Below are 14,022 nucleotides of genomic sequence, written 5' to 3'. Positions count from 1 at the left end.
TGAGCTGGCGCCGCGGCGGCCGGCGCTGATGAGCATCGACCCCACCGGCAGCCCGGCCCTCGACCGCATGGTCGAGCGGCTGGCCAGCACCAGCGATCCACGCCGCCGCTACGAATACGTGCTCTGGCTGGCCAAAAAGCTCGAGCCCCTGCCAGAGGAGTTTCGCAATGACGCCTTCAAGGTGAAGGGCTGCGTTTCGCAGGTGTTTGTGGTGGGCGAACTAGCAGATGGCGCCCTGCATTGGCGCGGTGACTCCGACGCCGCCATCACCAAGGGGCTGCTGGCCCTGCTGATCGAGGGGCTCGAAGGGCTGACGCCGCAGCAGGCCACGGCCATTGATCCGGCCTTCATCGCCGCCACCGGCCTGCAGGCCAGCCTGACCCCCTCAAGGGCCAACGGCTTTCTCAACATCCTGCGGCTGATGCAGGCCCAGGCCCAGTCCTTGGCGGCCACCCCCTAGACCAAGCCAGTTGATTTATAGGATCGGCGCACTGCTACCCCCCAACGCATGACCATCGGCATCGGCTTGCTCGGGCTCGGCACGGTGGGGGCTGGTGTGGCAGCCATCCTGGCGACCCCGGCCGGCCGCCACCCGCTGGTGGGCGAGCTGGAGCTGCGGCGGGTGGCCGTGCGCGACCTGAACCGGCCTCGCACGGTGGAATTGGCAGCCGAACTGCTCAGCACCGACCCAGAAGCCGTGGTCGACGACCCGGCGGTCGACATCGTGGTGGAGGTGATGGGTGGGCTGGAGCCGGCCCGCTCCCTGATCCTGCGGGCGATTGCGGCCGGCAAACCGGTAGTAACCGCCAACAAGGCCGTAATTGCGCGTTATGGCGAGGAGATCGCCGCCGCCGCCGCCCGCAGCGGGGTGTACGTGCTGATCGAAGCCGCAGTAGGTGGAGGCATCCCGATCATCGAGCCCCTGAAGCAGTCCCTGGGAGCCAACCGGATCCAGCGGGTGAGCGGCATCATCAACGGCACCACCAACTACATCCTCAGCCGCATGGCGGCAGAGGGAGCCGCCTACCCAGACGTGCTGGCTGACGCCCAGCGGCTGGGCTACGCCGAAGCCGACCCCGCCTCTGATGTGCAGGGGGGAGATGCAGCCGACAAGATCGCAATTTTGGCGGGCCTGGCCTACGGCGGTCCGGTGCCCCGCGAGGCCATCCCAACGGAGGGGATCGACCAGCTCGATGCCCGCGACATCGCCTACGCCGAGCAGCTTGGCTATGTGGTGAAACTTTTGGCCGTGGCCCAGGCGATGCCTAACGAGCAAGCCATGCCGGGCGAGCAAGCCGTGCAGCTCCTCGATGTGCGCGTCCATCCCACCCTGCTACCCAAGGCCCATCCGCTGGCCGGGGTGAACGGGGTCAACAACGCGATCCTGGTGGAGGGAGACCCCGTGGGCCAGGTGATGTTCTACGGGCCTGGGGCTGGAGCAGGACCCACCGCATCGGCGGTGGTGGCCGACATTCTCAACATCGCCGGCATCCGCCAGGCCACTGGCGATAGGGGAACTCAGGCGCCCCTCGATCCCCTGCTGGCAGCTGGCAGCTGGCGCGACTGCCGCCTGGTAGAGAGCGCCGTAACCAGCCACCGCAACTACTTGCGGCTGCGCACCAGCGACCGGGCCGGCGTGATCGGTGCGATCGGCACCTGCTTTGGCGATGCGGGGGTGTCGATTCAATCGATAGTGCAGTTCGAAACCCAGAGCGCCGGCGGCGCCGAAATCGTGGTGATCACCCACGAGGTTTGCGAAGCCAACTTCCGCCAGGCCCTAGCCGCAATCGAGGCCCTGACAGATGTTCAGGCCGTGGCCGCCTGCCTGCGCACCCTGTAGCAGCGGGCCTGATTGACTCCATCAGGTCTCCAAATCGCCATCAACTGGCCACTGGGGCCAGCGGCAGGCCACAGTGGGGGCGTAAATCGAAATTAATTATTAAGACCCCAGCGGGGTCTGATCTGAAGGGGCCAGTGCTGCGGCAAGCCCTGTCGAGATCCCCACACCCAGGCCGATGTTTGTAGCGAGACGAACAGTGTTCAGCCCCTGTCCCCCGCAACATCGGCCCAGCAAGCACCAATCAGTTAGCCCCTAACCCCATGACCGGCCCCACCTGCTCCAGTGCCCAGGCCTCGAGCACAGTCAACCTGCACCAAGGTGCCTGCGTGCAGCTTGAAAGCGATGAGCAGCTATACCAAGTGATCGGCGTCGACGACCACCACGACCGCTGCTGGCTGCGCCGCTGGCCCCTGGCGCGGCAGGGATCGGAAGTGTTTGAAATTTCCCTGCAACAGGTGCGCCCTGCCTGGCCTCATCGGTCTTGAATGGCGTTGATTTGACTGCCGCCCCTTGCCCCGCGCTCCGCGGCTGAACCAAACCCTGGCGGCAGCCCTGCTGACCAGCGCCCTGGCAGCTGGTCTGGCTCTTTCCGGCTGCCGGCCCGAGCACGAGGCGTCGGCCAACCGGCTGGTAGTTGCCAGCAAAAACCGCATCGACACGGTTGATCCAGGCGGCGCCTACACCTTCGGCGCCATGCAGCTGCTGAGCGCGATCGGCGATCCGCTCTATGCGATCAATACCGCTGGCCAGCTGGAGCCGCGCCTGGCAGTGGCGCTGCCCAAGCTGAGCGCCGACGGGCTCAAGGCCCAGGTGCAGCTGCGCCAGGACGTGCGCTTCCACGACGGCACGCCGTTCAATGCCGCGGCCATGGTGTTCAGCCTGGAGCGCTTCCTGGCTATCGGCAAGCTCAGCTACCTGCTGGGCGATCGGGTAGGTGCAGCGCGGGCCGTGGGGCCCTACACAATCGAGCTGACGCTCAAGCGCCCCTTCAGCCCCCTGGCCGAGCTGCTCAGCGCCGTCAACCTGACGCCCCTCTCCCCCAGCGCCTACAAAAACCACCGCAATCGCTTCCTCAATGACCGCTTCGTGGGCACCGGGCCCTACCGGCTCAGCTTCTTCACAGGCCAGCAGCAACGCTTAGAGCCGTTTGCGGGTTATTGGGGGGCCAAACCCGCCAATGGCGGTATCGACCTGGTGTCGCTCAGTAATTCCACCGCCCTCTACGGCGCCCTGCAGAGCGGCGAGGTGGATGTGCTGCTCTCGACCAGCCTCGAAATCGACCAGCAGGCCGCCTTGAGACGCCAGGCTGCGGCTGGAAGCTTGCGGGAGGGCAGCGGTCCGGCACTGGAGATCGGCTACCTCACCCTGCTCACCGACCAGCCGCCCCTCAACGATCCCCGGCTACGCCAAGCGGTGGCCTACAGCCTCGATCGCAACACCATCAGCCGCCGGGTAACCCTGGGCCTGCGGCCGCCCCTGCGCGAGCTGGTACCCCCCAGCCTCAAGGGCTCCGACCCCCAGGCCTGGCCCAGCTACAACCCAGCCAAGGCCCGCCAGCTCTACCGCCAGGCCGGTTACTGCCAGGGCAAGCGCCTGGCCCTGCCGCTCACCTTCCGCTCCAACATCCCCGCCGACAGGATGTTTGCCCTCACCTGGCAGGCCCAGCTGCAGCAAGATCTGGGCGATTGCGTTGAGCTCGAGGTGACCGGCATGGAGGCCACCACCGCCTACCGCCAGCTGGGGGAAGGGGCCTTCCCCCTAATCCTGCTGGAGTGGATGGGCGACTTTCCCGATGCCGACAACTACCTGGTGCCCTTGCTGGGCTGTGAGGAAGCCAAAGGGGAGCGCTGTCTCAAGGGGGCCAGCGCCGCCAGTGGCAGTTTCTGGGCCAAACCCGGCTTGCAACAAGACCTGGAGCACAGTGCTTCCGTAGCCGGCCCCGCCCGCGCCGCCCTCTTGCGCCGCATCCAGCGCCAAACGGCAGCCGCCAACCCCTACCTACCGGTGTGGCTGGTGGCACCGCGGGCCTGGGCCCAGCCCAGCATCAGCCAGCCCCGTTTCGATGGCTCCGGCCGCCTATTGCTACGGGAATTGACCCGTAAGCAGACCCCCCAAGGGAGCACCAAACCATGAGCCGCCGTCGGGCCCTATCGCGCTACCTGGCCGCCCGACTGGCGCTGGCGCCATTGATGTTGTGGCTGATCGCCAGCCTGGTTTTTCTGCTGCTGCGGCTGGCGCCTGGGGATCCGATCGACGCCCTGCTCGGCACCCGCGCTCCCGAAAGCGCCCGGGCAGCACTGCGGACCCAGCTGGGCCTGGATCAACCATTGCTGCACCAGTACGGCAGCTTCCTGGGCAAGTTGCTGCATGGCGACCTGGGCGCCTCGCTCACCAACCAGGAACCGGTGACGGAAGTGATTCGCCAAAGCCTGCCGGCCTCCCTGGAGCTGGGGGTGGTGGCCCTGCTGCTGGCTGCCGTTGTGGGTTTAGCGGTGGGCTTTTCCGGCATTGCCCGCCCGGAAGGGAAGCTTGATCTCGCCGGCCGGCTCTACGGCATCGGCACCTATGCCCTACCGCCCTTCTGGGCCGCGATGGTGGTGCAGCTGGTGTTTGCGGTGTGGCTGGGCTGGCTGCCGGTGGGGGGGCGCTTCCCGCCCACCTTGCTGCCGCCCGAGGGCAGCGGCTTCTACCTGCTCGACAGCCTGCGCAGTGGCCTGGCCACGGGCGAATGGCAGCTGCTGCTAGGGAGTGTGCGCCATCTGGTGCTGCCAGCGGCCACCCTGGGCCTATTGCTCAGCGGCATCTTCGCCAACTCGCTGCGACTCAATCTGCGCCGCAGCCTCGGCTCCGATTACGTGGAAGCAGCCCGCAGCCGCGGCCTGGGCGAGGCCCGGGTGGTGCTGCGCCACGCCCTGCCCAATGCCCTGCTGCCGGTGCTCACGATCACGGGCATCACCGTGGCGTCGCTGATCGGCGGAGCGCTGCTGATCGAGGTCACCTACTCCTGGCCCGGCATCGCCTTCCGGCTGCAGGAAGCGATCGGCCAGCGCGACTACCCGCTGGTGCAGGGCATCGTGGTGGTGGTGGCCGGCCTGGTGGTGCTGGTGACGGTGCTGGTGGATCTACTGGTGGCCGTGCTCGATCCGCGCATCAAGTTCTGAGCTTGTCTCTGAAGCTCAAGCCTGAGCCTTAAACCTGAGCCTTAAACCTGAGTCTTAAACTTGCAAAATCCTTGCAAATCGGGAGCCTTGCTCCAGAAATGCAAGGATAAATAGTGTGTAAAAGCAGAGGAACCTGTGCTGCAGCGGCAGAAGCTGGCCTTGGTGCGCGAGCGGCTGAATCAGTTTCCCGCCGTGGCTCTGCTGGGCCCCAGGCAGGTGGGCAAAACGACGCTTGCGGAACAGATCGCCGCTGATCAAACGAGTCTCTATCTCGATCTGGAATCGCCAGGCGATCGAGCCAGGCTGAGCGACCCCGAGCTGTATCTGAGCAGCCATGCCGACAAGCTGGTGATCCTGGATGAGGTGCAACGGCTGCCCGAGCTGTTTGCCGTGCTACGGGGCCTGATCGACCAGGGCCGCCGCAGCGGCAGGCGGAGCCATCGCTTTCTGCTGCTGGGTTCCGCCTCCCTCGATCTGCTGCGCCAATCGAGCGAATCTCTGGCGGGACGCATCGCCTACCTGCAACTGGAGGGTTTCAACCTGCTGGAGGTGGGAGCACCGCAGCAGGAGCTGCTGTGGATTCGCGGCGGCTTTCCGGAGAGCTTTCTGGCCGGTGATGAACCCGGCAGCGTGATCTGGCGCAGCAACTTCATTCGTACCTACCTAGAGCGGGACATTCCCCAGCTCGGTGCTCGGATCCCAGCGGAAACCCTGCGGCGCTTCTGGACCATGCTGGCCCACGACCAGGGAGGCCTCCTAAACACCGCCCAGCTGGGCCGGGGGCTGGGAGTGGATGGCAAAACGGCCGCTCGCTACCTAGATCTGCTGGTTGACCTGCTGCTGGTGCGACGTCTGCCACCATTCCACAGCAACACCGGCAAGCGGCTGGTGAAATCACCCAAGGTGTATGTGCGGGACAGTGGCGTGCTGCACACCCTGCTGGGCCTGGACAACCGGGAAGCGGTCCTGGGCCACCCGGTGGCCGGCGGCAGCTGGGAGGGCTTCGTGATCGAGCAGCTGCTCAGCGTCGCTCCCGAGCGCACACAGGCTTGTTTCTACCGCAGCGCTGCCGGAGCTGAAATGGACCTGGTGCTGGATCTGCCTGGGCCCGAGCGCTGGGCGATCGAGGTGAAACGCGGCCTGGCCGCGAAACCAGGCAAGGGGTTCCATCAGGCCCGGGCCGACCTGCAGCCAAAGCGGAGCTTCCTGGTTTACGCCGGTGACGAGCAATACGGCATCGGCGATGGAATCGAGAGGATCAACCCCAGCCAGCTCTGCACCTTGCTGCAGGCCAGCCGCTGAAGCTCACTCCGGCGGCAGCAACCCCTGCCAGCGGCGAGCCTGGTGGCGATCGAGCACATAGGCCCGGACGCCGTCCTGTTCGCGCCGCTGGGGGGAAAGCAGCAATGGATGCTCAAAGCCCTGCAGAAATTCGCTGGTGACGTTGAGCAGCAGCGCCTGCACCTTCAGGGGCTCGATGCCCACCAGCTCCTCACCGAGTCGAAACAACGCTTCGCCCCGGTTGTCGATACGCACCGGTGAGAAATGGCTGGCCCCCTCCACCAGCACCAGGCGGCTGTGGGGATGGGTGGCTCCAGCAAACACGGCCAGCTGCTCCTGCACCGGAGGCGTCACCAGATCGAGACTGCCGCCCACCAGCAGCACCGGCACGTTGAGGTCTTGCAGGCCGCGGTGGGGCCAAAGCAGGCTGCCGAAACCATTGAAGGCAACCACTCCCAGCAAGGGCGTGGCCTGGGACCGCAAGGGGCCTGCGCTGGCGTCGCCATCACCGGTGATCCGAGGCAGCTGGCACTGGAGCAGCCGCGACAGGTTGGTGAGCGGCAAGGACGCCAGGGCCAGCTCACAACGGCGACCAAGTCCCCGCTCCGGCACCAGGCCAGCCCCCATCAGCGCAGCCAGGCCACCAAGCGAGTGCCCCCCCAGCACCACTCCCTGCTCCCCCGCAGGCGCCGGGCCCAAAGCAGGCAGCTGACCCTCCCGCTGGGCCTCAAGCACGGCCTGCAGATCTGCCAGGCGCTGGGGCAGGGTTTCGGCCCCGGGCGGTGGGGCATCACCAAGCAGCGACGCCTGCAGTGCCTGCTGGTCGCTGCCGGGATGGACCACCACCAAGACGGGCCAACCCCGGTCGGCCAGAGCCGCCGCCAACCAGCTGAGCTGGTCGGCGCTGCCGCCCAGGCCCGGCATCAGCAGTAGCCAAGGGCCACGGCGGGCCTGCTGGGCAGGCCATAGCTCCAGAGGCAGGGGCGCCACCCGATGGGGCACCGGCAACTGCAGGCGCTGGGGCTGGCGCCGCACGGCGCTCGTAAACCCCAAAGGACTGGAGCTACGCCGGGGCAGGGGCAGCTGGCGCAACCGCTGGAGGGCAGTGTTTTGCCGCTTCAGCTGGCTGCGCCACTGTCCAGCCAGCTGCAGCGCCCCATCGAGGCGCAGGGTGACGCTGGCCACAGGCAGGGCCCGCAGCAGCTCCAGGGCGGAGACGCTGCTCTGCCGCTCCAGCAACTGACGCAGGCTGCTGAGCAGCAGCGGTGCCGTGCTGCGGTCAGCGGGGCCAGTGGTCAGCAGGCTGCCGGCTTCTTTAAGCATCTGCTCACCGGTCCAGCTGTTGAGCAGCTGCAGCCCAAAGCTGCGATCCCGCAGCAGCGGCGCCTGCAGCAAGCGGACCAGGTCGCGGCGACTCTGGGAATCCAGCAGCGTGAGCCACGCTTGCAGGCCATTCCCTGCCTGCTCGGGCTGGCGAGTCCAAGACTCCAGGGCCACCAGGTCGATGGGCAGCTCCAGGCCATCGAGTTGCAGCACCAACTCCTCGGCAGCCCAAGCAGGCATGCAGCCCAGGGCCAGAGCTCCGGCAAAGCAACACCAAAGGCGGAACGAGCGGCGAGCCAAGGCCAAAGGCAAGGGTTTCTTATTCTCCCGCGCCAGGGCGCCAGACTCACCTCACCTAGCTAACGGCCCGTTTGCGCCCCTTCCGTTCCGCCAGTCCGCCAGGTAACGCCAGTCCGGCGCAGTCCGGCTGGCTGGGCCAGTTTCCGGCGGCACTGCGCCAGGTGGCCCTAGTGCGCCTAGTGGCTTCATTTGGAGCCGGTGGGGTGCTGTACCTAACGCCGATCGTGTTCCACCAGGCGGCCTTCAGCGCCCAGTCGGTGACCCAGGGCTTGGCGCTGGCGGCGCTGGCGGGCACGGCTGGTCGCTTCATGAGCGGCATGCTGCTGGATCGGGGGCTGGCCTGCTCGATACCGGTGCTACTGGCCGCCCTAGCAGCCCTGCTGGGGGATCTGCGGCTGTTTGGCACGGCCAGCTTCCCGGGCTACGTGCAGGGGCAATTGCTGATCGGCATCGCTGCCGGGCTCTACTGGCCGGCGGTTGAGCTGGCGGTGCCCCTGGGCTGCCGCATGGGGCCTGCCCCGATTCCCACCGCCCGGGGCTATGCATTGGTGCGCAGCGCCGATGCGGCTGGGATTGCGGCTGGAGCCCTGCTCGGGGCGCTGCTGGCGGCGGCCGGCCATCTGCGGGGCATCTACCTGATCGACATCATCTGCCTACTGCTGGTGGTATTGCTGCTGCTAAAGCAGCCCCTGCAGCGGGCTAGCCCTGCCAGCTTCGATCCAGCCGACCACACCCCCTGGCGCCAATGGTTGCCGCCACTACTGCCGCTACTAGCGATCAGCCTGCTGGCCACCTCGCTACCGGCACTGATGCAGAGCGCCCTGCCCCTGGATCTGGTGCGCGGCGGCCTGGAGCGGGCCGCCATGCCCGAAAGCCTGGGGGCTCTACTAGTTGGCCTGCAGCTAGGCGTGCTGGTGCTGATCCAGTGGCCGGTGGGTCAGGCCCTGGCCAAGCGTCCGATAGCGCAGGGGCTGGGGCTGAGCCTGGCCTGCTTTGCCATGGGCACGGTGCTGCTGGCCTTTTCAGCCCTGAGCAGCCAGGGGCTTTGGCTGGTGCTGCTGGCCCAGCTGCCCCTGGCCCTAGGGGCAGCTGCTTTCCTGCCGATTGCCACCGCAGCGGTGATCGAGCTCAGTCCCAGGGAGCACCAGGGCTTGGCCATGGCTCTTTTTTCCCAATGTTTTGCCCTGAGCGCTCTAGGGGCGCCACTGCTGGCCGGCTTAGCCCTCGATGCCCAAAGACACGCCGGTGGCTTCTGGATCGGCATGACCCTGCTATGCCTGGCTGGCCTCAACCTGGTGAAGCGACTCAGTCCGAGGCCAGCTGCGGATTTTGGATCGGAAGGGGTGAGCTGAAACCCTGTCCAAAATGTGAAACCCAGTCCGATGTGAAACCCAGTCCGAAATCTGTACAAGCTGTACAAATTCCTGCACAGTTGCAAATCAGAGGGGGGTGGGGGCTCAGGGGCTGCCGCAGCCAGGGCCAAATCCAGGAATACCTGATCGTGGGGGTCGCGCACGCGGTAGGTGCTACTGGGGATCGCAGCGGACCAGCTTTCGCACCAGGGGAGCAGATCCTCGAGCAAGCGCTCCCGATCCGCAGCCGGGCCGTGGGCTCAGCCAATACGGGCGTGAGCCGACCCTTTTGCCAGCTGGTCCGTAGCCAGCTCAGCCGCCCTTGGCTAAACAACAGCGCAGACACCAGCACATTCATGTCGAGCACGGCGCGCAGCGGGGCCGGCCTCACGGTTGCCGCGCCCAGTTCGCCGCATCAGTCACGTCGGCCTCGCTGATGCCCAGCTCAGCCAATCGCGTGCGCACCGCATCGGCCCCACCGGGATGCAGGGGGGTGAGCTGGTTCTTGCTGGTGCGCTTGGCAACAACCATGGCAGGAATGCTGGGCACGCAGCCGCGAAAGCATTTCTTGCTTTAGTTCTTTCAGGGAATCCAGGGCAGGGGCTTTCGGGCGGATTGGGTCGGGGGCGCCTTGAAACACCCGGTACTGATTGGGGCGCCTAGCGGCCTGGGGTGTTGAGCGACGCGATCCTGATTTCCGTACAAGCCGTACGACTTCTAGAAGTTGTACGGATTCCGAGGGAGCCGTGCTTCAGGCCGAGGCCGGTGGTTGTTCTTGAGCGGAGGCCTGCTTAGCGACCCAGGCTTCGTGGGGCAGGGGCTCGGTGCCGTATTCCCAGTCGTCGTAGTCGGGATCATTGCGGATCTTCTGGTGCAGCTCCTTCTGCACATCGAAATCATGCTGCGATTCGGGCTGCAATTCGGGCTGCGATTCAGGAGGGGAGGAGGGTGCGGGTTGCTGGGAAGGGTCAGTCATGACACCACGGGGGCTTTTATCCATTCTGGAGCAACCCGGAGGCGGCCCTATCGCGGCAACTGTCTACCTGCATAAACGCATAGTTTGAGCACAACAAAATTGATGCATGGGGTCACTAAAGGCGAACGCTCTGCTGGGCCAGCTGCTGGCGGAACTCAGCCACGGTGCTGGCCAAGCCTTCAGAAAGAGGGATTCGCGCCCGCCAGCCCAGCGCCGCCAGGCGGCTGACATCCAGCTGTTTTTTGGGGGTGCCGTCGGGCTTGCTGGCGTCCCAACAGATCTCGCCCTGGAAACCGGTGGCGGCCGCAACGGCCTCTGCCAACTCGCGGATGCTCAGGTCGATGCCCGTGCCCACGTTGAGAAACTGGAGCTGATCAGACCCGGGCTGCCAGTGCTCGAGGGCAAACAGGCAGGCCTCGCCGAGATCATCCCCATGCAAAAACTCCCGCAGGGGCTTACCTGTGCCCCAGCAGGTCACGCTGGGGGAGTTGGCCTCGGCTGCCTCATGGAAGCGGCGGATCAGGGCCGGCAGCACATGGCTGTTGGTGGGGTGGTAGTTGTCGCCCGGGCCGTAGAGGTTGGTGGGCATCAGGCTGATGGCATCAAAGCCATGCTGGGCCCGCAGGGCCTCACAGAGCTTGATGCCGCTGATCTTGGCGATCGCGTACCACTCGTTAGTGGGCTCAAGCGCCCCGCTGAGCAGGGCTTCTTCCCGAATCGGCTGCTCAGCGAGTTTGGGGTAGATGCAGCTGCTGCCAAGAAACAACAGCCGCCGCACGCCGCTGCGCCAGGCGCTTTCGATCACGTGGGTCTGGATTTTGAGATTCTCCAGCAAGAAATCGGCCGGATAGGCGCTGTTGGCCGCAATCCCGCCCACCTTTGCTGCCGCCAGCACCACGATCGTGGGCTTGTTGATGGCAAACCAGGCCGCAACCGCTGAGGGATCGAGCAGATCAAGCTGCTCGCGAGTGGCGCTGAGGAGGGCACCCCCCTGGGCCGGATCGCCATAGCCAGAGCGCAGCAAGGCGCGGCAGATCGCACTGCCGGCCATGCCGCGGTGGCCGGCCACGTAGATGCGGTCGGCGGCGGTGATCAGGGTCGATTGAGAGGCTGTCATTGGCGCTTCCAGATGGGGCGCCCCACCCGTTGCACATGGGCCCGCACCTCGGCATCCAGCTGATGCTGCAGCAGCAGATCCACCCGCCAGGGAAGGCACAGCTCATCCACGGCATGCATCAAACGCAGGAGATCGCTGTGGCCCAACTGGGGCGCCTCAAGACAGAGATCAATGTCAGATCCTGGCTGATGGCGTCCCATGGCCCGCGAGCCGAACAGCCAGATAGCCTCGAGCTGGGCTTGGTCTATGAGCAGATTCAGCAGTTGGCTCGCTGAGCTCTCTGGGATTCCAAGGAGAGCCGCTGGGCTAGTTGCTGGTGTAGGGGTGCAATGGTTGGTCATTGCTGCTCTTCTAGAACTCGCAATTTCAATCTCTGGCTTAGTTGCTGGAAGCAGGGCAGGTAGCTATTGAGGATCTGAGCTGCGATCGCATCAGCCGTAGCGCGGTTGTAGCTGTGGCTGGTGAGATTGCGATCTTGAATCATCAGCATCCAGCTTTCCCCCGCATCAATCAGGCCAAGGCGAAAGGCTTCCCGCAGGGTGTCACGCGAACCCAGCAGCGTCGTATTGCCCTGGCTGCGCAAGAGATCCCGCAAGGTATTCCAGGCCAGTTCAAATGTGTATTCAAAAGCTTTGATCAGCCCCTGCTGTTCGCGTTCGTTCAGCGCGGGTGGTTCTACGAAGGTTTCCAACTGAGCCAGCGCCCTGTTGTAGTTGCTGAAACGCTGCTGCCAGCGGATGTCTTCTGCCATCAACTCACGCCGGCAGACTTGGTGGGTGGATTCTCCATCGAGCCCACCACCGCAAAGCCCTTGCGGCGCAGCAGGGCTTCTTTGGCCGCCTCTTGCTTATCGGCTGCCACCATCTCGGCCACCAGCTCTTCCAAGGTGGTGGTGGGGGTCCAGCCCAGCTTCTGTTGGGCTTTGGTGGGATCGCCGAGCAGGGTTTCCACTTCGGCGGGGCGGAAATAACGGGGATCGATGCGCACCACCACGGCGCCGGTGTCAGCGCGGCGGCCGATTTCCTCCACGCCTTCTCCCTGCCACTCGATGGCGGGCCCACCACCACCATCCCAGCCCAGCTCGCTGGCTGCCAGCTCAATGAAGCGCCGCACCGATTCCTGGCGGCCGGTGGCGATCACGAAATCTTCTGGGGTGCCGGGTTGCTGCAGCATGCGCCATTGCATCTCCACGTAGTCGCGGGCGTGGCCCCAATCGCGCAGGGAATCGAGATTGCCCATGAACAGGCAGCCATCGAGGCCTTCGTTGATGCGGGCCAGGCCGCGGGTGATCTTGCGCGTCACAAACGTTTCGCCGCGCCGCGGTGATTCGTGGTTGAACAGGATGCCGTTGCAGGCATACATCCCGTAGGCCTCGCGGTAGTTCACCGTGATCCAGTAAGCGTAGAGCTTGGCCACCCCATAGGGGCTGCGGGGATAGAAGGGCGTAGTTTCCTTCTGGGGGATCTCCTGCACCAGGCCGTAGAGCTCGGAGGTGCTGGCCTGGTAGATGCGGGATTTGTGCGTGAGCCCGAGCATGCGCACGGCTTCCAGGATCCGCAGGGTGCCGAGGGCATCGCTATTGGCGGTGTATTCGGGCGCCTCAAAGCTCACGGCTACATGGCTCTGGGCGCCGAGGTTGTAGATCTCATCGGGCTGCACCTGCTGGATGATGCGGATCAGGTTGGTGCTGTCGGTGAGATCGCCGTAGTGCAACACGAGCCTGGGATCGCTCTCGTGGGGGTCTTGGTAGAGGTGATCAATGCGACTGGTGTTGAAGCTGCTAGCGCGCCGCTTGATGCCGTGCACCACGTAGCCCTTCTCCAGCAGCAGCTCGGCTAGGTAGGAGCCGTCTTGGCCGGTGATGCCGGTGATCAGGGCGGTTTTGGCGGGCACGGTCATGGGGGTGAAAGAGGGAATGGGGGCTGAAATGACCGGTAATGACCAGTAGAAGCTCTAGCGCGACTTCAAGCCTGACCCCTTAGTACGGGCAACTTAGCGATGGGCAGATTGAGAAGCCGCAGGAAATCACCATCACGATGCGCCTTTGCCCGGCGAGATCGCTGCCCACCGATGCCGTACGCGGTTCATCTGGTGGCTAAGGCGCCAAGGTGTTGAGCTGCTTGTCTGCGGGCAGGTGGCGCTGGAGCAGGGACCAGTAGCGCTCGGTGACGATCTGGGGCGAGGCAGAGCTGAGCAGCAGCTCGCGAGCGGCGGCACCACAGGCAGCGGCTAGCTCGGGTTGGACCCGGAGCTGGCGGATCCAGTCGGCTAGCTGGGCTGAATCACCATTGGCAAACCAGCGGCCGCAGCCGTGGTTTTGCACCAAGCGCTGCAGATCCGAGCCGGGGGGAGTGATCGCCGCGATCGGGGTGCCGGCGGCTAGGTGGCCGTAGAGCTTGCTGGGGGCCACCAGACCTTCGGCATCAATGCCCAGGCTCACAACGGCCAGATCGGCACTGGTGAGCGAATAGGGCAACACATCAAGGTCTTGATAGGGCAGGAAGCGACAGTTGCTGAGACCCCAGTCGTAGACAAGCTGGCGCACCCGCTGGTGCTGGGGCCCTTTACCGATAAACAGAAACTGGAAGCTGGGCTCGTCCTTAAGCAGCAGGGCCGCACCGAGCAGGGTGACCAGGTCGTGGCAACGGCCCTGGTTGCCGGAATAGAGCACG

Annotated in this window: 15 protein-coding genes; 7 read left to right on the top strand and 8 right to left on the bottom strand. The window is 65.4% G+C overall.

Going from position 1 to position 14,022, the window contains the following annotated elements:
* Positions 1-28: 28 nt before the first annotated feature.
* The 6 genes from KBY72_RS12460 to KBY72_RS12435 all read left to right on the top strand — a co-directional run bounded on the left by KBY72_RS12460 (position 29) and on the right by KBY72_RS12435 (position 6,303).
* The gene (locus KBY72_RS12460; RefSeq protein WP_254962410.1) at positions 29-460 is read left to right on the top strand and encodes a SufE family protein; all 432 of its coding nucleotides are present in this window, start codon (positions 29-31) and stop codon (positions 458-460) included.
* Positions 461-508: 48 nt separating this feature from the next.
* The gene (locus KBY72_RS12455) at positions 509-1,840 is read left to right on the top strand and encodes a homoserine dehydrogenase (RefSeq protein ID WP_254993722.1); all 1,332 of its coding nucleotides are present in this window, start codon (positions 509-511) and stop codon (positions 1,838-1,840) included.
* A 260-nt stretch (positions 1,841-2,100) separates the two neighbouring features.
* Positions 2,101-2,325, top strand: a complete 225-nt coding sequence (locus KBY72_RS12450; protein WP_254932263.1) for a hypothetical protein — start codon at positions 2,101-2,103, stop codon at positions 2,323-2,325.
* Positions 2,326-2,533: 208 nt separating this feature from the next.
* Positions 2,534-3,973: an ABC transporter substrate-binding protein gene (locus KBY72_RS12445; protein WP_396121905.1), complete on the top strand. Its 1,440-nt coding sequence runs from the start codon at positions 2,534-2,536 to the stop codon at positions 3,971-3,973.
* Positions 3,970-5,001, top strand: coding sequence for an ABC transporter permease (locus tag KBY72_RS12440; RefSeq protein ID WP_254932265.1), 1,032 nt, complete (start codon positions 3,970-3,972; stop codon positions 4,999-5,001). Before KBY72_RS12445 ends, KBY72_RS12440 begins: the two co-directional genes overlap by 4 nt.
* 135 nt (positions 5,002-5,136) lie before the next feature.
* Positions 5,137-6,303, top strand: a complete 1,167-nt coding sequence (locus tag KBY72_RS12435; protein WP_254932266.1) for an ATP-binding protein — start codon at positions 5,137-5,139, stop codon at positions 6,301-6,303.
* Between the two features lie 3 nt (positions 6,304-6,306).
* Here the strand turns inward: KBY72_RS12435 and KBY72_RS12430 are convergent, their stop codons facing one another.
* Positions 6,307-7,905: an alpha/beta hydrolase gene (locus KBY72_RS12430; RefSeq protein ID WP_254932267.1), complete on the bottom strand. Its 1,599-nt coding sequence runs from the start codon at positions 7,903-7,905 to the stop codon at positions 6,307-6,309.
* Between the two features lie 71 nt (positions 7,906-7,976).
* Between KBY72_RS12430 and KBY72_RS12425 the strand changes: the two genes are divergently transcribed.
* Positions 7,977-9,257, top strand: coding sequence for an MFS transporter (locus KBY72_RS12425; protein ID WP_254962221.1), 1,281 nt, complete (start codon positions 7,977-7,979; stop codon positions 9,255-9,257).
* Between the two features lie 387 nt (positions 9,258-9,644).
* Here KBY72_RS12425 and KBY72_RS12420 read toward each other — a convergent pair whose 3' ends face one another.
* The 7 genes from KBY72_RS12420 to KBY72_RS12390 form a co-directional block, all read right to left on the bottom strand.
* Positions 9,645-9,806 (bottom strand): hypothetical protein, encoded by a 162-nt coding sequence (locus KBY72_RS12420; protein ID WP_254993721.1) that lies wholly within the window; start codon positions 9,804-9,806, stop codon positions 9,645-9,647.
* Positions 9,807-10,008: 202 nt separating this feature from the next.
* A complete protein-coding gene (locus tag KBY72_RS12415) occupies positions 10,009-10,233 on the bottom strand; it encodes a hypothetical protein (RefSeq protein WP_254930830.1) in 225 nt (74 codons plus the stop codon).
* A gap of 115 nt (positions 10,234-10,348) precedes the next feature.
* Positions 10,349-11,350 (bottom strand): GDP-L-fucose synthase family protein, encoded by a 1,002-nt coding sequence (locus KBY72_RS12410; RefSeq protein ID WP_254930829.1) that lies wholly within the window; start codon positions 11,348-11,350, stop codon positions 10,349-10,351.
* Complete coding sequence (locus KBY72_RS12405; protein WP_254993720.1) at positions 11,347-11,691, bottom strand: nucleotidyltransferase family protein; 345 nt, start codon at positions 11,689-11,691, stop codon at positions 11,347-11,349. The genes KBY72_RS12410 and KBY72_RS12405 overlap by 4 nt, the downstream gene beginning before the upstream one ends.
* Positions 11,688-12,101 (bottom strand): nucleotidyltransferase substrate binding protein, encoded by a 414-nt coding sequence (locus KBY72_RS12400; protein ID WP_254930827.1) that lies wholly within the window; start codon positions 12,099-12,101, stop codon positions 11,688-11,690. The genes KBY72_RS12405 and KBY72_RS12400 overlap by 4 nt, the downstream gene beginning before the upstream one ends.
* Positions 12,101-13,249 carry a GDP-mannose 4,6-dehydratase gene (gene gmd / locus KBY72_RS12395; protein WP_254993719.1) on the bottom strand — a complete coding sequence of 383 codons (1,149 nt, stop codon included), beginning with the start codon at positions 13,247-13,249 and terminating at the stop codon, positions 12,101-12,103. Before gmd ends, KBY72_RS12400 begins: the two co-directional genes overlap by 1 nt.
* 196 nt (positions 13,250-13,445) lie before the next feature.
* Positions 13,446-14,022: glycosyltransferase (locus KBY72_RS12390; protein ID WP_254993718.1), on the bottom strand; the 577-nt coding region annotated here is incomplete at its 5' end.

The organism is Cyanobium sp. BA5m-21 (assembly GCF_024346235.1).
In the GTDB taxonomy this organism is placed as follows: domain Bacteria; phylum Cyanobacteriota; class Cyanobacteriia; order PCC-6307; family Cyanobiaceae; genus Cyanobium_A; species Cyanobium_A usitatum.
This window is presented reverse-complemented; position numbering and strand designations above follow the sequence as displayed.